The sequence below is a fragment of the Cutibacterium modestum genome (genome assembly GCF_008326345.1).
Lineage (GTDB): Bacteria > Actinomycetota > Actinomycetes > Propionibacteriales > Propionibacteriaceae > Cutibacterium > Cutibacterium modestum.
In genome coordinates, this window is record NZ_BJEN01000003.1 from 250,030 (window position 1) to 266,053 (window position 16,024).

The 16,024-nt window shown below is 60.9% G+C and carries 11 protein-coding genes; 5 read left to right on the forward strand and 6 right to left on the reverse strand.

Features of this window, described 5'->3' with window-relative positions; all coding sequences use genetic code 11:
* Window positions 1-12 precede the first annotated feature (12 nt).
* Window positions 13-1,371: an amino acid permease gene (locus tag F1563_RS09465; RefSeq protein ID WP_002528026.1), complete on the reverse strand. Its 1,359-nt coding sequence runs from the start codon at window positions 1,369-1,371 to the stop codon at window positions 13-15.
* Between the two features lie 150 nt (window positions 1,372-1,521).
* On the opposite strand from F1563_RS09465, the gene F1563_RS09470 reads away from it, so the two are divergent.
* Window positions 1,522-1,902: an NUDIX hydrolase gene (locus F1563_RS09470; RefSeq protein ID WP_172623691.1), complete on the forward strand. Its 381-nt coding sequence runs from the start codon at window positions 1,522-1,524 to the stop codon at window positions 1,900-1,902.
* Window positions 1,903-1,935: 33 nt separating this feature from the next.
* On the opposite strand, the gene F1563_RS09475 is transcribed toward F1563_RS09470, so the two are convergent.
* The 4 genes from F1563_RS09475 to F1563_RS09490 form a co-directional block, all read right to left on the reverse strand.
* Entirely contained in the window at window positions 1,936-4,359 is a 2,424-nt protein-coding gene (locus F1563_RS09475) for an ABC transporter permease (protein WP_002528024.1), read from the reverse strand.
* Window positions 4,356-5,096 (reverse strand): ABC transporter ATP-binding protein, encoded by a 741-nt coding sequence (locus F1563_RS09480; protein WP_172623662.1) that lies wholly within the window; start codon window positions 5,094-5,096, stop codon window positions 4,356-4,358. The genes F1563_RS09475 and F1563_RS09480 overlap by 4 nt, the downstream gene beginning before the upstream one ends.
* 143 nt (window positions 5,097-5,239) lie before the next feature.
* Window positions 5,240-5,914 carry a response regulator transcription factor gene (locus tag F1563_RS09485; RefSeq protein WP_002528022.1) on the reverse strand — a complete coding sequence of 225 codons (675 nt, stop codon included), beginning with the start codon at window positions 5,912-5,914 and terminating at the stop codon, window positions 5,240-5,242.
* A gap of 30 nt (window positions 5,915-5,944) precedes the next feature.
* Entirely contained in the window at window positions 5,945-7,144 is a 1,200-nt protein-coding gene (locus F1563_RS09490; RefSeq protein ID WP_002546628.1) for a sensor histidine kinase, read from the reverse strand.
* A gap of 231 nt (window positions 7,145-7,375) precedes the next feature.
* On the opposite strand from F1563_RS09490, the gene F1563_RS09495 reads away from it, so the two are divergent.
* The 3 genes from F1563_RS09495 to F1563_RS09510 all read left to right on the forward strand — a co-directional run bounded on the left by F1563_RS09495 (window position 7,376) and on the right by F1563_RS09510 (window position 11,712).
* A complete protein-coding gene (locus F1563_RS09495) occupies window positions 7,376-8,563 on the forward strand; it encodes an Nramp family divalent metal transporter (RefSeq protein WP_002528019.1) in 1,188 nt (395 codons plus the stop codon).
* Window positions 8,564-9,930: 1,367 nt separating this feature from the next.
* A complete protein-coding gene (locus F1563_RS09505) occupies window positions 9,931-10,875 on the forward strand; it encodes a fructose bisphosphate aldolase (RefSeq protein WP_172623692.1) in 945 nt (314 codons plus the stop codon).
* Between the two features lie 84 nt (window positions 10,876-10,959).
* Window positions 10,960-11,712, forward strand: coding sequence for an HAD-IIB family hydrolase (locus tag F1563_RS09510; protein ID WP_002528015.1), 753 nt, complete (start codon window positions 10,960-10,962; stop codon window positions 11,710-11,712).
* Between the two features lie 6 nt (window positions 11,713-11,718).
* Here F1563_RS09510 and brnQ read toward each other — a convergent pair whose 3' ends face one another.
* On the reverse strand, window positions 11,719-13,074 hold the full coding sequence (gene brnQ, locus F1563_RS09515) for a branched-chain amino acid transport system II carrier protein (RefSeq protein WP_002528014.1): 1,356 nt from the start codon (window positions 13,072-13,074) through the stop codon (window positions 11,719-11,721).
* A gap of 250 nt (window positions 13,075-13,324) precedes the next feature.
* On the opposite strand from brnQ, the gene clpB reads away from it, so the two are divergent.
* A complete protein-coding gene (gene clpB, locus F1563_RS09520) occupies window positions 13,325-15,898 on the forward strand; it encodes an ATP-dependent chaperone ClpB (protein ID WP_002528012.1) in 2,574 nt (857 codons plus the stop codon).
* Window positions 15,899-16,024 lie beyond the last annotated feature (126 nt).

The window sequence follows — 16,024 nt, forward strand, 5'->3', positions numbered from 1 at the left end:
CCTAGTGCCGGGTTACGGGGTCTGACGGCGCCGTGAGAGCCGCCACCCGAGGGTCAGGACAGCTAGCCAGATGGGGCCGATAGCCACCGCGATCCGGTAGGGCGGCATGATCGTCATGACGACGACCATGAGTACCAGGAAGGCCAGCACAATCCAGTTGGTCACCGGGGCTCCGGGCATAGTGAACTGCAGGTGAGCCCGGGACTCGGTGTCGAGTCGGCGATGGAAAAATACCTGAGTGATGATGATCGTCGCCCAATTGATGATGGCGGCGATTATGGCGATCGACATGATGTACATGAACGCCTGCTCCGGCAGCAGCCCGACGACGACCACCGCGATGGCCGTCACTGCGCTAGATAGGAGCACCCCGGCCCATGGTGACCCGACCTTGTTAACCTTGCCGAGGAAGGCTGGAGCATCCCCCTGATGGGCCAAGGCGTGGAGCATGCGTCCGTTGGCGTAGAGACCAGAGTTATACGCCGATATCGCTGCGGTGAGGACGACGAGGTTGAGGATGGCCGCCGCTCCCGGGATCCCGACGAGGTCGAAAATCTGGACGAAGGGGCTGGCATTTCCGTTGATTTTCGTCCATGGGACGATCGCCACCATAACGATGAGGGCACCGACGTAGAACAGCAGGATGCGTCCGACGACCCGGTTAATGGCCTTGGGGATGGAGCGCTGCGGATCTTCGGCCTCACCGGCGGTGATGCCGATGAGCTCGGTGCCGCCAAAGGAGAACATGACGATGATGATCCCAGCGAGCATTCCGGTGACGCCGTGAGGCGAGAATCCGTCATTGCGCCACAGGTTGCCGATGCCAGTCGCTGAAGTGGAGTGGGTGCCGAAGAATATGATCCACAGCCCCAGGACGATCATGGCAATGATTGCGACGACTTTGATGATGGCGAACCAAAACTCCACTTCTCCGTAAGCGCGAACGTGGAGGAGGTTGACGGTGGTGACGATGATGAGCAGTACCGCCGCTGACACGCACCGGGGGACGGCTGGGAACCAGTAGTTGATGTAGATTCCGACCACCGAGAGTTCGGCCATTGATACGAAGATGTAGTTGAACCAGTAGTTCCAACCGGAGATGAACCCGGGGAGATCTCCCCACCATCGGTGTGCGTATTCGCTAAAGGCACCCGATGTCGGGTTGTGGACGCTCATCTCACCAAGGGCTCGCATGATGAGGTAGATCACCATGCCCCCAACGAGGTAGCTGACGATGACCGCCGGTCCGGCGGCCGCGATCGAGTCGGCTGCTCCGTAGAACAGACCGGTTCCGATGGCGCCACCCAAGGCGATGAGCTGGATGTGTCGGTTGCGCAAACTGCGATGCAGTTGCTGGTCGGGTTCGGTCACGGTCTGTGAGTTTAGAGGTGAGTCTCGGCAGGGGCCCGTGTTGGTCGAGGGGTGAACGTGACCTCAGTCAATGCAGTGGTGGCTCTGCGGGTGGTGCCGGGGTGCCGGTACCCTGACCGCGTGATACTTAACCTTGCCGCGGTGTGCCTGATGCGAGGCCGAACTTGCCTTAACGTCCGCAAGAAGGGAGCTGATCACGTCATCTTGCCAGGCGGCAAGATCGAGCCGGGAGAGACCCCGCTGGAGGCCGCCACCCGCGAGGCTCGGGAAGAAACCCGCCTCGTCCTTGACCCTGCTGATTTGACCCACCTCGGTACTTTCGACGCCCCTGCAGCCAATCGCGATGCGGACGGCATTCGGTGTGCGGTCTACCTGTGTAACTGGCGTAAGGCCTGGCCGGAGCCCACCCCGGACTCCGAGATTGTCGAGTACGAGTGGACCGACCTCGACCACTGCCATGACGACGCGCGACAGGCCCCGCTGTTGCTTGACCGGGTTATCCCGGCCTTGCAGCAGCAGGGTCTGCTGTGAGTCTCACTTATCCGTCGCAGGACACGATTATGGTCACTCCTCAGCTAGCGCGACGGCTGGCTTAACCTTGGCTCCTCGGCGTCCTGGGATCACGGATGCCAGCCATCCGGCCAGCACCGCGACGAAGGCGACGATGAGCATCTGCAACCACGGCACGGACGTCTGAACGGTCATGAGGGAGCCGAACAGGGCGTAGGATCCGGCGATGCCGTACCCGATGCCCAAGGCGATACCCAGGATCGCCGCGATGCCTGAAAGCATGAGCGCCTCCTTGCCGAACATCGATCGGACCTGTGCGCGAGTCAGGCCGAGGGCGCGTAGCAGTCCGATCTCGCGGGTGCGCTCGACTACCGATAGACCCAGGGTATTCGCGACGCCGACCATGGCGATGATGACCGATATCACCAGCAATCCGACGACCATCCCGAGCATGATGTTGATGATCTTGTCCATCTGGGCTTTCTGATCGGCCGTCGACGTGACCGTCACTCCTGGGTGGGCCGACATCGACTTCGAGAGCGCCTGGGTGGCTTTGGACTGGTCGGTGCTGTCCCTATAGCGCACCTGAATCTCAGTAGGCTGGGCATGGGGCGCCAGTTTGGCGACGACGCCCTGGGTGACGATGAGTCCGTCGTTTTCCTCGCCGTGTCGCATCAGAGTCAGGTTGGCCTTTTTACCATTAACGGTGATGGTGATTTTGCTGCCATCGGCGACCCCAGACAGGGCGCCCACAGCATGGTTGTCGTCGAGTCCCTGTGCGGTGGACTCGTCACGGACGACCTTGGGGAACTCCGAAGACACCCCTTGGAGGGCGACCCTGGTGGCATTGCCGCCGGCCTCGACCGTGCCAGAGACCGTCGTGACAGTGGTGACCTGGGAGATACCGTCGGACTTTTTCACCTCGTGAATGGTCGCGTTGTTGAGCGGGCTCTGGGTTCTCACGGTGGCGTCAACGGGGAAGTGTCCGTTCATCATCTTGCCAATGGAGGCCCGGCCGGTTGCTGCACCCGTCGCCACGGTAGCGATGAGGGTGACGCCGATGAGCAGGGCCGAAGCCGTCGTGGCAGTACGGCGCGGGTTGCGCTGGGTGTTCTCGACAGCCAGCTCTGCGGGGACCCCGCCAAGGCGAGCGGCACCGATGGCTCGACCCAGGCCGCTGATGAGGATAGGGGCCAGCACGAGCACTCCGGCGAAGCTGATAAACCCGCCGGCAACCCCGCATATCACGGCGTTCTTCGTCCCCATATCGCTCGCTGCGCTGATGACGACGAGGGCAGCACCGGCGAGGAAGAGCAAGGTCCCCAGTACGACGCGGACTCGTCCGATTTGGCGAGTGGGCGTCTCGGTTACCGGCTGGAGGGCCGCCACTGGAGCGACCTTGGTGGCGCGGCGCGCCGGACGCAGGGCAGCCAGAGTCGTAACGACGACACCCACCAGAATGGGGATGACGCAGGACATCACGGTGACGCTCACCGAGGCGTCGATCGGGGACCCAGAAGCTTTAAGACCCATCAGCATGAGCTGGGTGGCGCCAATGCCTAGTGCGGTTCCGGCGACCGATCCGATGAGACCGGCAATAAGTGCCTCCCTGAGAACCGAGCGTTGTACCTGCTTTCGGGTGGCACCGATGCAGCGCGCCAAGGCGAGGCTGCGAGTTCGTTGTGCCACGAGGATCGTAAAGGTGTTGACGATCACCATGGCGGCCACAGCCAGTGCGATCACAGCAAAGGCCCCCATGAAGGTCGTTATGGCTGCGAATCCATGGGAGGCTTGATCGGCCTGATGAGCTCGCTCGTCATTGGCGGTGCGGACCGTCACTGTAGTGCCGACGGCTTTCGAGACGTCTTGCACGACCTGTGTGGCGCGACGGTCGGAGTTCACGTACAAGATGCTGGCACCGGACTGGCCGCTGATGCTCGCGAGGGAGGCGTCCATCAGATAGATTTCCGGGGAAGTCGGGGTAGCCGTGGTGCGGGCGCCCGGGCTGAGGACACCGACCACGGTGAGGGTGATGGACTTCGCGCCGTCTCGGGAGGGGTCGTGGACGGTGATTTTCGACCCAATCCCGGCGTTGTTGTCGGCAGTGGACTGGTTGACGGCTACCTCGTTCGGCTTGGTTGGTGCACGGCCCTTGATCAGGTTGGGATGGGCCGGGACCAGATGACCGTTGACGAAGGCGGCCTGCCCGTTATCAGTGCGTTGCAGGAAAACTTCACGAGTCTGCTCAACCGAGGTCACACCGGGCACCTTGGCGACCTTTTTGGCAGTCGCCAACGAGATAGGTTTTGAGGATTCCTTAGCGGTCACCACTGCGGCGGCGTCCCCGACAGCTGCCGCCTGGGTGCGCAGTGTGAAGGCCTTAATCGAGTCCATCAACATCAGCGTGCTGGCCACGAAGGCCACGCCAATGATGACGGCGATCATCGTGGGTATGAGACGACGACGTTCGTGGATCATGCCAGCGCCTCCTGACTGCGAGTGGTCGAGACCTGGCCGTCGGCAACGGTGACGATGCCGTCAGCCCTGGTAGCCGCGTCGCGATCATGGGTGACCATGACGACGGTCTGACCAAGATTGTCGACGCAATGGCGCAGGAAGGTGAGCAGATCGTCGCTGGCCTCGGAGTCGAGGGCGCCGGTCGGCTCATCGGCGACGATGACGTCGGGGTGGCTTACTAAGGCGCGGGCGATGACAACGCGCTGTTGCTGGCCGCCAGACATCTCCGATGGTTTGTGGCCCAGGCGCTCGGTGATACCGAGCATCCCGGTGATGTGGTCGAACCATGCTTTGTCGATCTTGGTACACGACAGACGCAGCGGCAGGGTGATGTTGTCAGCGGCACTGAGAGTCGGCATGAGATTGAAGGATTGAAAGACGAACCCGACGTGCTTGCGACGCAGTTTGGTGAGGGCGTCGTCGTCGAGGTGGGTGATCTCGGTATCACCGATCCACACTCGGCCCGAAGTGGGGGAGTCGAGCCCGGTGATGCAGTGCAGCAGGGTCGACTTGCCCGAACCCGACGCTCCCATGATCGCGGTGAATCGCCCAGCAGGAATGTCGAGGGTCACGGACCGCAGGGCCCTTACGAGGGTCGTTCCGGACCCGTACGTCTTAGTGAGGTCGAGAGTGCGAACCGCACTTGCCGAGACCGTGCGGGACGCCGTGGTGGTTGCGGCCGTCACTGAGGCAGACATGGAAACTCCTGTGTCGAGGTTGAACAACACTTCGACGCTATGGGTGTTCCCCCTCGTCACGCATCAGTCTCTGGAGTGGTTTCGCCCCTCCTACCGCAGGAGGATGCTGCCCGTCTACGGCAGTATCCCGGTCGCCCGAAAGATCAGCGACCAGGACGCACCAGACCGGCGTCATAAGCCGTGATGACCATGGAGACGCGGTCGCGCAGCCCGAGCTTCGACAGGATGTGGCCAATGTGGGTCTTGACGGTTGTTTCGGCCAGGTAGAGCCGTTCGGCGATCTCGGCGTTCGTGAGCCCCTCGCCGACGCAGGTGAGCACCTCACGCTCCCGGTCTGAAAGGGTCTCGACGAGTTTCAGGTCGGTCATGGCGGGAGCCCCCTCGCACTGACGGGGGATGAACCTCTCAATGAGACGGCGGGTGGCCGACGGGGCGACGACGGAGTCACCGTCACGGACAGCGCGGATGGCGGCTAATAGTTCGGTGGGTCCAGCGTCTTTGAGCATGAACCCGGACGCGCCGGCTCGCAGCGCAGAATGGACGTACTCGTCGAGGTCGAAGGTTGTTAAGACGAGGATCTTGGCCTCAGGGTGGTTCGTCATGATCTTCTCGGTGGCGCCCAAACCATCAAGGACGGGCATCCGGATATCCATGAGGACGACGTCGGGGGTCAGCTCGTCGACGAGCTGTACGGCCTCGGCTCCGTCATTTGCCTCCCCAACGACGCACATATCTGGCTGGGCGTCAAGGACAAGGCGGAACCCGGCGCGCACCATCTGCTGGTCGTCGGCCAAGAGGAGTCGGATCGGGTCGGTCATGGCGTGGTCCTTTGGGGCTCAAACTGACGATCAATAGGTGGGGATGACGGCGAGGATTCGGAACCCGTGGTCCGGGCGACTCCCCACCTCAAGGGTGCCACCCCAAGCGGACACTCGTTCTCGCATCCCCACCAGACCATGCCCTGCCCCGTCGGCGCGCTCGATGCCCGTGACGCCAGCGCCGCAACCGTCATCGACGATCTCCAGGGTGACGTCATCGGGGTGGTGGCTGATAGTGACATGGGCGGTCGCCGCCGGACCGCCGTGTTTCAGGACATTGGTGAGGGCTTCCTGGACGACGCGGTAGCAGGCGAGTTCGGCGCCTTGGGAGAGCGGTTCGTGGCATTCCGGGCCGCCCTCGATCGTCAAGGTGATGGCCAGGGCCCCCTTCATCTCCTTGACGAGGCCGGGGATGTCGTCAATGCCTTGAGTGGGGGTCAGCTCCGGGTCAGAGTCGTTGTCACGCAGTACACCGACAAGGCATCGAGTCTCGTCAAGGGCGTGGCGGGCCGTCGTAGCGATCGTGTCGAGGGCCTGCCCACTGGCCGCTAGCCGGGTCTCGACGTCTCCGGCTTCTTCGTGGTGAGCCAGATAGGCGCCACCATCTGCTTGCACCACGATGACTGATAAGGAATGGGCGACAATGTCGTGCATATCCCGGGCGATCTTGGCTCGTTCCTCCTGGGTGGCCAGCCTGATGCTCTGGTCGCGCTCGCGCTCCAGGTCGACGGCGCGTTGACGTAACGCTTCCATGGTTTGACGTCGGTCCCGCACGGCGCTGCCGGCAAACCATGCTGCTAAACAGCAGGCCATGCACGCGATGGTGATGACGGAGGAGCGGATGAGGTGGGTCTCATAACCGATGGACTCGGAGGTCGTCGGGGCGAATCCCCAGCTTACCCCGGCGGAAACCGGTCCGACGAGGCACATAGCCAGCCAGAATCTGCGTCGGAGCGGGCCAGTTTTCAGTGATACCTGGTACAGGATGAGCGGAACCAGGGCGTTTTGCGGTGATGGGTACGGGTGTACTGCCAGCTGAAGGATGTGTGAGGCAACCAGCACTGAGGCAGTTACTTCCGGTTTGGTGCGGGCCCAAATCCAGGACGTGCAAACAATCAGCACCCACAGTGCCATCCATACCCTGTGAGCGGTGTCATGGCTGGTGTCGTGGCCCCACGACGCGAATGCGGCGACGAGGACGAGCAAGGCCATCACCGAATCGAGGACCATCGGATGGGTGTGCAGCCACCGATAACCACGACGCAGACGTCCGGGTGGGCGTCGGGTGGGGGCGATAGCGGTGCTCACCCTCATGACCTTACGGGGTCAAGGAGTTCGCCACATCGTTCCGTCGGTGGATTCTGACGCCGTGGAGGTCCTCCGCAACCGTGGCTTTCGCGCGGTTGTTTTGTCATGGGGCATGATGGCTGCGTGCAAAATCATTCTCGACTGATACGCCTTATGGGGCCGGCGTTCGTCGCGGCCGTGGCGTACGTCGATCCGGGTAACGTCGCTGCGAACTTGGATGCCGGAGCAGGCTACGGCTATCTGCTGGTGTGGGTGCTCGTCGTCGCCAACGTAATGGCGATGCTGGTGCAATACCTGTCTGCCAAACTGGGGTTGGTTACTGGGCATTCCTTGCCCGAGATTGTCGGGGAGGCGCTACCGCGTCGCGGTAGCCGTCTGGCTTACTGGTTCCAGGCCGAGCTCGTCGCCGCCGCGACTGATCTGGCGGAGGTCATTGGTGGGGCGGTGGCTCTGCAACTGCTGTTCGGGCTCCCACTGATCGTAGGCGGAGTTATTACCGGGGCGCTGTCGCTGGCGATCTTGGCGATCCCGTCGCGTCATGGTCAGCGCACCTTCGAGATCGTCATTATCGGGATGCTCGTCGTCATCACTATCGGGTTTACCGCCGGTCTTGTCTTATCACCGCTGTCATGGGGAGGGGTCGCGTCAGGTCTAGTGCCCCGGTTTGAAGGTACGGAAACCGTCGTGCTCGCCACGTCGATGCTGGGTGCTACGGTCATGCCCCACGCGGTGTACATGCACTCTTCTCTGGTGCGCGATCGCCACGGGGTTGCCGACAGGCCAAGCCGGATCGCCACGCTGCTGCGGGCAACTCGATGGGATGTTGCGGTCTCTCTGGTGCTGGCTGGATCTGTGAATATCGCGATGCTGCTGTTGGCTGCGGCGAGTCTGCAAGGCATTGAGGGGATCGACGGCATAGCTGAGGCTCATGCAGCCATGAGTGACTCAATGGGGCCGGTAGTGGGGCTCATCTTCGCAGTGGGGTTATTCGCGTCAGGTCTGGCCTCGACCTCAGTCGGCGCCTATGCCGGGGCTGAGATTATGGCCGGGCTACTCCATATAAGGGTGCCGATGCTTGTCCGGCGACTGGTGACGATTATCCCAGCGTTGATCATCCTGGCATCCGGCGCTAATCCGACTCGGGCTCTCGTATGGAGCCAGGTGCTGTTGAGCATGGGGTTGCCGCTCGTTTTGGTGCCGCTGGCCCGGTTCACCGGCGATCGGCGTTTGATGGGTCAGTGGGCAAATGGGCGCGTTATGGCCGTTATCGCGTGGACCGTTGTGGCGGCGGTATCAGCTCTCAATGTGGTGCTCGTCGTCGAGACTGTCATGGGCGCATGATCCCTGAGCGAAATACTCTGGTGGTAGTCGTGAGACTAGTGATGCGCTCAGACGGGTGATGAGCCCTGCCTTGCAATCTCGGGCTTGGGTTTAAGTAGAGATCAGGAGACTCCTCTATGGCCGCAGTGTGGAAGACGACGGGCAGTACCACCCATTTCAAAGCTACGACCGAGTGGTCTTTATCGGTCGGGTAGGGGACCCTCTCCCCAGGTGAGCCACATATACTAGTTCCGGTGATAGCTATCAGGTGACCGCGGACGGCACTGGAGGCAAAGGTCACCGCAAGGAAAGACAGCACACGGCAAAGCTACTCGGTAGCCACGTGGCGAATAGCAGGCACCGACCCGGACGTCGCTTAGTAGATGAAATCCTTCGATCCTGTTGACTCATGTGAAGGTGCCCGGGCGGTAGGTTTGGTGCGCGAAAGGCGGATGGCGTTACGTGTGGCTTTGCGTTGGATGGGCCCGCGGCGGGCTAATTCGAGCAGGTCGGCTTAATGTTGTATTAGCAACGCGATGTGTGGGCATGGTCGCGATACCAGCCGGTGACCCGGCAGACCCCGCCCAAGATCTCGTTCTTGTCTTGTGAGGTTTCCTTGGGCCACGTAAGCACCTGCGAAGCTAGGATCGTTATGCGCTGCGCCAGCTCCAACTCCATTCACTCATCATGAACTCACGTAAGCATTTTCAGATGCGTCAATATGAGATAGTAAACAAACGTTATAATGACGCTAAGATATAGAGCTGAAGCGAAAAACAAGAATGTCGGTGGTTCTTACCATAACGGTAGCTTCAATCTACGTCGATGAGAGGGGACGTATCGAAATCTCTGGATCTCAAATATTGGAGGAGTATTGCAAATCTTATGAAGACGAAGCGCAAGCAAGAGGTGCTCCGATCAACTGGTTTGAACCAAACATGAGGATTGTATCTAGCCAGATTACTGCCTAGGATTAGAGGTGGAAAAACTCGGCGGGAATGGGATTAAAAGAGGGGTGGCAGGGTGATTTGATGCTGTTGCGTCAACGGGGCATAAAACCGTCATGAAAAAGGCTGACAATGAACTTTCAGATTAGATATTTGTGTATGAGTCCGACTGGTTCTAAGGGCATCATGGAAGGATTTTAGGGTCTTGGAAACGCCTTGAGTGCGAGTGGTGGCGCTTCCCTATGGGGTAACGGTGGGATTCAAAATGTGTTGTTGCCATTGGTGTGGGTTGGTTCGTGTTTTTGCAAGGACTGATTACCGGGTCGGTCGCGCTCGTCTCCGTGACAGTCAATCGGATCGAAGCTGGCAGTTGCCATGTGTCGGGATGGGGTGGCGCGAGATTCCTCACTAGACCTTCCGTAACCCATGTTTTCGGGTACGTTGGAGGAGGCCACCGAAGTCGAAGGAGATGTCGCCATGACAGTCACTGATGCGCGCGCCCAGCAGACTGAACGCATGAGTACAGCGCCCGGATTCATTGCCGCTTTGGATCAGTCCGGCGGTTCTACCCCGAAAGCCCTCAAGGCATATGGGGTTGAGCCTGAGGTTTACGGAGACGATAAGGACAAGATGTTCGATCTCGTCCACGAGATGCGAACCAGGATCATCACCAGCCCGTCGTTTACCAGCGACCACATTCTCGCAGCGATCCTGTTTGAGATGACGATGGATCGCGAGATCGAGGGGACCCCCACTGGTGATTACCTGTGGGAGAAGAAGGGCATCATTCCCTTCCTCAAGATTGACAAGGGCCTAGCTGACGAGGACTCCCACGTCCGCCTTATGAAGCCAATCCCAGGCCTTGACGAGTTGCTGCACCGTGCTGTTGAGGAGAAGCACATCTTCGGTACCAAGGAACGCTCCGTTATCCTTGACGATGACAAGGCTGGCATTGAGAAGATTGTCGATCAGCAGTTCGAACTGGGTGAGCAGGTCCGCGCCGCGGGCCTTGTACCGATCCTCGAGCCCGAAGTCGACATTCACGCCCCGAATAAGGAGAAGGCCGAGGAGAGGCTGCACAACTTCATCCGAGAGCACATCGACTCCCTGCCAATCGATGCCAAGATCATGCTGAAGTTGACGATCCCGAGCACCGATAACCTATACGCTGACTTCATCGCAGATCCGAAGGTTCTTCGCGTCGTCGCGCTGTCTGGCGGATACTCCCGTGGCGAGGCTAATAAGAAGCTGGCCCGCAATCGCGGGCTTATCGCGAGCTTTTCGCGTGCTCTGGCTGAAGGGCTGAGCCACGACCAGTCTCAGGAGGAGTTCGACCAGACTCTGCGCAGCTCGGTCGATTCGATTTACGCTGCTTCGGTGTCCTAACCCTGCGTCGTATCACGGGCCTGCGGGAAAATTCGTGGGCCCGTTGTCGTGCATCAGGGCTCATCGGCCTTGTACAGTTCGAGGGTGATTCCCGAACTTGTCGCGTTTGATCTGGACGACACTTTGGCCCCCTCGAAGTCTCGCCTCCCCGAGGAGATGGCCCGTACCATTGCTCGTCTACTTGATCGTACGAGCGTGTGCGTCATCTCTGGCGGCCAGTTCGGCCAATTCCGGGCCCAGGTCGTCGAGACTCTTGACGACGTCAACGCACCCCGACTGGATCGGCTTCACCTACTGCCAGCCTGTGGTACCCAGTACTACCGCTGTGTTAACGGTGAGTGGCGGCGCATTTACGTCGAGGCCTTGACCGACGATGAGAAGTCCCGCGCCACGGAAGCTGTTGAGACTTGTGCCCGTGATCTCGGGTTGTGGGAGGAGCGCACCTGGGGCCCGGTACTAGAGGACCGGGAGTCGCAGATCACCTTTTCCGCGCTGGGCCAGCAGGCACCCGTCGACGCTAAAAAGGCGTGGGATCCCAGCGGCGAAAAGAAGCTGAGATTGCGTGAGGCGGTTGCGGAGAAGCTCCCTGATCTCGAGGTGCGCGCTGGTGGATCCACCTCTGTCGACATCACCCGGGTTGGTCGTGACAAGTCCTTTGGTATAGCCAAGCTGCTCGAGGTGACGGGCCTATCCAAGGCGAATGTATTGTTCTATGGCGATCGTCTTGACGAACACGGCAACGACTACCCCGTCAAGGCAATGGGCGTTCCGTGTGTCGCGGTCTCCGACTGGCAAGACACCTTGGCCAAGCTCGAAGACTTGCTCTCGCAAGCATAAAGCCACTCAGCTACTTGTGCCCCAGCGGCAGGAATGGCTCGACACAACACTGGCTCCCCAGCCGACAGCTAGGCCGATGACGGCGGGAAGCGCCCAGCCAAGACCGTCGGAGGCCCAGGGCAAGACCGTGTCGGCCACATGGGTGATAGCGCGGGTTGCTGGCCCTTGGACCGGCAAGGCGCGTGCAAGATCGGGCAGGGCAGCCACGGCGACGCATCCGGTCATGGCGCGGTGGGGAAGGCGGTTGGTGCCCAGCCAGGGGTCAAGCAGCCCCAAAATGATCGCCGTGATCGCCAACGGGTATAGGAACATGAGGACCGGGCTCGACCAGGCGATAATCGTCGTCAGGCCGGCGTTGGCGATGATGGCCGACCCCACGCTAAAGATGACGACCCAGCTTCGCACCGACGGTCCCGCCGGGAACATGCGGCGAAAGATCTCGGCGCAGGATACGACCAACCCGATCGCCGTCTTGAGGCAGGCCACCAGCACGATCGCGGCTATCAGCACCTGACCGGCCGTCCCGTAATAGTGGCGTGAGACCCCAGCCAAAACGACACCGCCATTGTCGGCGTTGGGGACGACGATCGTGGAGGTGCGCCCGAGCCATGCCAGGGACACGTAGACGAGGGTGAGCGGGATGGTGGCGATCAGCCCGGCGCGGATCGTCATGTGGGTGACGTTGCGGCGCCCTGTCGAGCCACGCTGATTGATTGCTTCGATGATGACGATAGCGAAGGCTAGGGACGCCAGCGCGTCCATGGTGTTATAGCCGTCGAGGAAACCTCGCATAAAGGGCTGGTGATTGTACGGGGGCTCGGGGCGATTCGTGGCGGTGTGCATGGGATGGATGACGGTTGCCGCGATGAGGATGGCTAGCAGGGCAAGGAACAGTGGAGTCAGGTAGTGCCCTACCCAGTCCATGAGCTTTCCGGGTTTAAGAGCCGCAGCCAGGGTTATAGCGAAGAACACGACAGTGAAGACGGGGAGTGCCGGACCGTGGCCTCGGATGAAAGGCGCCACGCCGACTTCGTAGGAGACGGTGGCCGTCCTCGGGATGGCGAAGGCCGGACCGATAGCCAGGTACAACAAACCGGTGAAGATCGTGGCGTATTTAGGGGACACCCGCGAGGTCATTTCATGGACGCTTGAGCATCCCGATATGGCGGAGGAAATGATGGCCACGATGGGGATTCCGACTGCGGTGACGAGAAATCCTGCGCCTGTCACGGGGGTGTTGTGGCCGGCGAGGCGCCCCAACTCGACTGGGAAGATGAGGTTTCCGGCGCCGAAGAACAGGCCAAATGTCATGAGCCCGATGAGGAGGGCAGTGTGCTTGGGGGCGGTTCGCAGATCGGACATGGGAGTATCTTGCCAGGGTGGCTGCCGTTTCACCTCCCTGGTGATCTGGTCGCTGCTATCCCCGGAGACTTTTTCCTCGCGGAGGGCCTACTCATCAGCCCGCACTTGTGACCGACCTCAAGGTGACCTCAAGCTGATGGATAAACGACACTCCTGGAACAGTTGAGTCACTTACGCTCAACATCACTTGATTGTGCGCCGTCAGGGTTCATACTTGAGTCACAGCAACTCAACTTCAGTGAGGCACGTAATGGACACCAATCTCACCACGATGAGCCGTGATGCGGTTACCGCCGCCACTCGGCATGCGTTGGCCCACGGGAACCCGTCCGTGGAGCCCTCGCATCTTCTTCACGCCCTCTTCACGATCCCAGACAATACTGTCGGCCCGCTGGTGGCTGGACTGGGAATCGATCCTCAGCGGATCGACGCCGTCGCCACCGCGGCGATGCGTTCCCTGCCGTCAAGCACCGGCGCTTCGGTGGCTCAGCCACAGCTGTCCGGAGCCTTCGCCCGAGTTATCGCCGACGCGCAGAACCGCGCCGAGGCCATGGGGGACTCCTTCGTTGCTACCGAGCACCTGCTTATTTCCCTGACGGCGGTTCCATCCGATGTCCAGAACGGCCTAGCAGGACTCGGCCTCAAACCTGACTCTTTGGCGGCTGCCTTCAACGAGGGGCGCGGAGACCGCCGTGTCACCTCCGAAGAGTCCGAGGGTGGCGAATCGGCCCTCGCCAAGTACTCCGTCGACCTCACTGAGCGCGCCCGTGCCGGCAAGCTCGATCCTGTCATTGGCCGGGACCAGGAGATCCGCCGCGTCGTCCAGGTACTGGCACGACGCACCAAGAACAACCCGGTTCTCATTGGCGAGCCTGGTGTCGGCAAGACTGCCGTCGTTGAAGGACTGGCTCAGCGCGTCGTCGCCGGGGACGTCCCCGACTCTCTCAAGGGGCGTCGCGTCGTCTCACTGGATCTGTCTTCGATGGTCGCCGGGGCCAAGTATCGCGGCGAGTTTGAAGAGCGCCTTAAGGCCGTCCTCAACGAAATCAAGGAGGCCGAGGGGCAGATCATCACCTTTATCGACGAGCTGCACACCGTCGTTGGTGCAGGGGCCAGCGGCGAGGGTGCCATGGACGCCGGCAATATGCTCAAGCCGATGCTGGCCCGCGGCGAGCTGCGGATGATCGGGGCTACTACCCTCGACGAGTACCGCGAGCACATTGAAAAAGACCCAGCCCTGGAACGTCGTTTCCAGCAGGTCTTCGTTGGTGAGCCGTCGGTCGAAGACACCATCGCCATCCTGCGCGGTTTGCGAGAGCGCTACGAGGCCCATCACAAGGTGCGTATTACTGACGGTGCCCTTGTTGCGGCGGCTAGCCTGTCTGACCGGTACATCACCGCACGTCAGCTTCCTGACAAGGCTATTGACCTTATCGACGAGGCTGCATCTCGACTACGCATGGAGATCGACTCCTCCCCGGAGGAGATCGACACCCTGCGCCGTGAAGTCGACCGCATGAAGATGGAAATCTTCGCCGTCGAAAAGGAAAACGACCCAGCCAGCAAGCAGCGTTTAGAGAGGCTGCGCGCTGAGATGGCTGATAAGGAGGAGACCTTACGCGGCTTGGAATCGCGCTGGGAGGCTGAGAAGGCCAGCCTCAACGAGGTTGGTGAGCTCAAGACACGCATTGACCAGTTGCGCACCACTGCCGAGAAGTACCAGCGCGAGGGTGATTTTGGCAAGGCCTCTGAGATCCTTTACGGCCAGATTCCGGCCCTGGAGAAGGAAGCCGAGGCAGCGAATAGGGCTGAGGAAGAAGGGACGCGGATGGTCTCTGAGGAGGTCGGTACCTCCGACATTGCCGAGGTCGTCTCTTCGTGGACCGGCATCCCCGTCGGGCGGATGATGCAAGGTGAGCAAGAAAAGCTGCTTCACATGGAGGAGCGCCTGCACGAGCGCCTCATTGGTCAGGACCGAGCCGTCAAGGCAGTCTCGGATGCGGTACGCCGCTCCCGGGCAGGTATCTCTGACCCGAACCACCCTACCGGATCCTTCCTCTTCTTGGGGCCGACCGGTGTCGGCAAGACCGAGCTGGCGAAGTCCCTAGCCCAGTTCCTCTTCGACGACGAGACGGCCATGGTGCGCATCGACATGAGCGAGTACATGGAGAAGCACTCCGTCTCGCGCCTGGTCGGTGCTCCTCCGGGTTATGTCGGGTACGAGGAGGGCGGCCAACTCACAGAAGCCGTGCGGCGCCGTCCATACTCGGTCATTCTGCTTGACGAGGTGGAAAAGGCCCATCCCGACGTCTTTAACATTCTGCTGCAGGTGCTCGACGATGGTCGCCTAACCGACGGACAAGGGCGAACGGTGGACTTCCGCAACACCATCTTGGTGTTGACGAGCAACCTGGGTAGCCAATTCCTTTCGGATACGAGCCTCGATGATCAGGCCAAGCGCGAGGCCGTCATGGGGGCGGTGCGGAACGCATTCCGCCCCGAGTTCCTGAATCGGCTTGACGATGTGGTCATGTTCGATCCGTTGACGATGGCCGATCTGGGGCGGATCGTCGAGACGAACCTGACCAAGCTCAATTCGCGGCTGGCCGAGCGTCGTATCACCGTCGCCGTAACCGACGCCGGCAAAGACTGGCTGGCCATGGCCGGTTTTGATCCTGTCTACGGTGCCCGGCCGCTGCGTCGACTGATGCAGACCACTATCGAGGATCAGTTGGCTCGCCAGGTGCTGTCTGGGTATGTGCAGGAGGGTGACACGGCGACCTTTGACCTTAATGAAACCGGTGATGGCATGGTGATTCACTGACGGCGAACGCTCGCCGTTTGACGGCGTTATGACAGTTTACGGGGGTGTTGGCGCGTATGGGCCAATGCCCCCGATGTGATGTTCCTCACGATCTGGTGGAATCTGTGGGTATAGCCTGCGGACGTC

Coding starts and splice junctions, on each gene's coding strand:
- F1563_RS09475 (WP_002528024.1), bottom strand. CDS start 4,359: ATGATCCACGAACGTCGTCGTCTCATACCCACGATGATCGCCGTCATC.
- F1563_RS09490 (WP_002546628.1), bottom strand. CDS start 7,144: ATGGTCCTCGATTCGGTGATGGCCTTGCTCGTCCTCGTCGCCGCATTC.
- clpB (WP_002528012.1), top strand. CDS start 13,325: ATGGACACCAATCTCACCACGATGAGCCGTGATGCGGTTACCGCCGCC.
- F1563_RS09470 (WP_172623691.1), top strand. CDS start 1,522: ATGCGAGGCCGAACTTGCCTTAACGTCCGCAAGAAGGGAGCTGATCAC.
- brnQ (WP_002528014.1), bottom strand. CDS start 13,074: ATGTCCGATCTGCGAACCGCCCCCAAGCACACTGCCCTCCTCATCGGG.
- F1563_RS09485 (WP_002528022.1), bottom strand. CDS start 5,914: ATGACCGACCCGATCCGACTCCTCTTGGCCGACGACCAGCAGATGGTG.
- F1563_RS09495 (WP_002528019.1), top strand. CDS start 7,376: ATGGGGCCGGCGTTCGTCGCGGCCGTGGCGTACGTCGATCCGGGTAAC.
- F1563_RS09480 (WP_172623662.1), bottom strand. CDS start 5,096: ATGTCTGCCTCAGTGACGGCCGCAACCACCACGGCGTCCCGCACGGTC.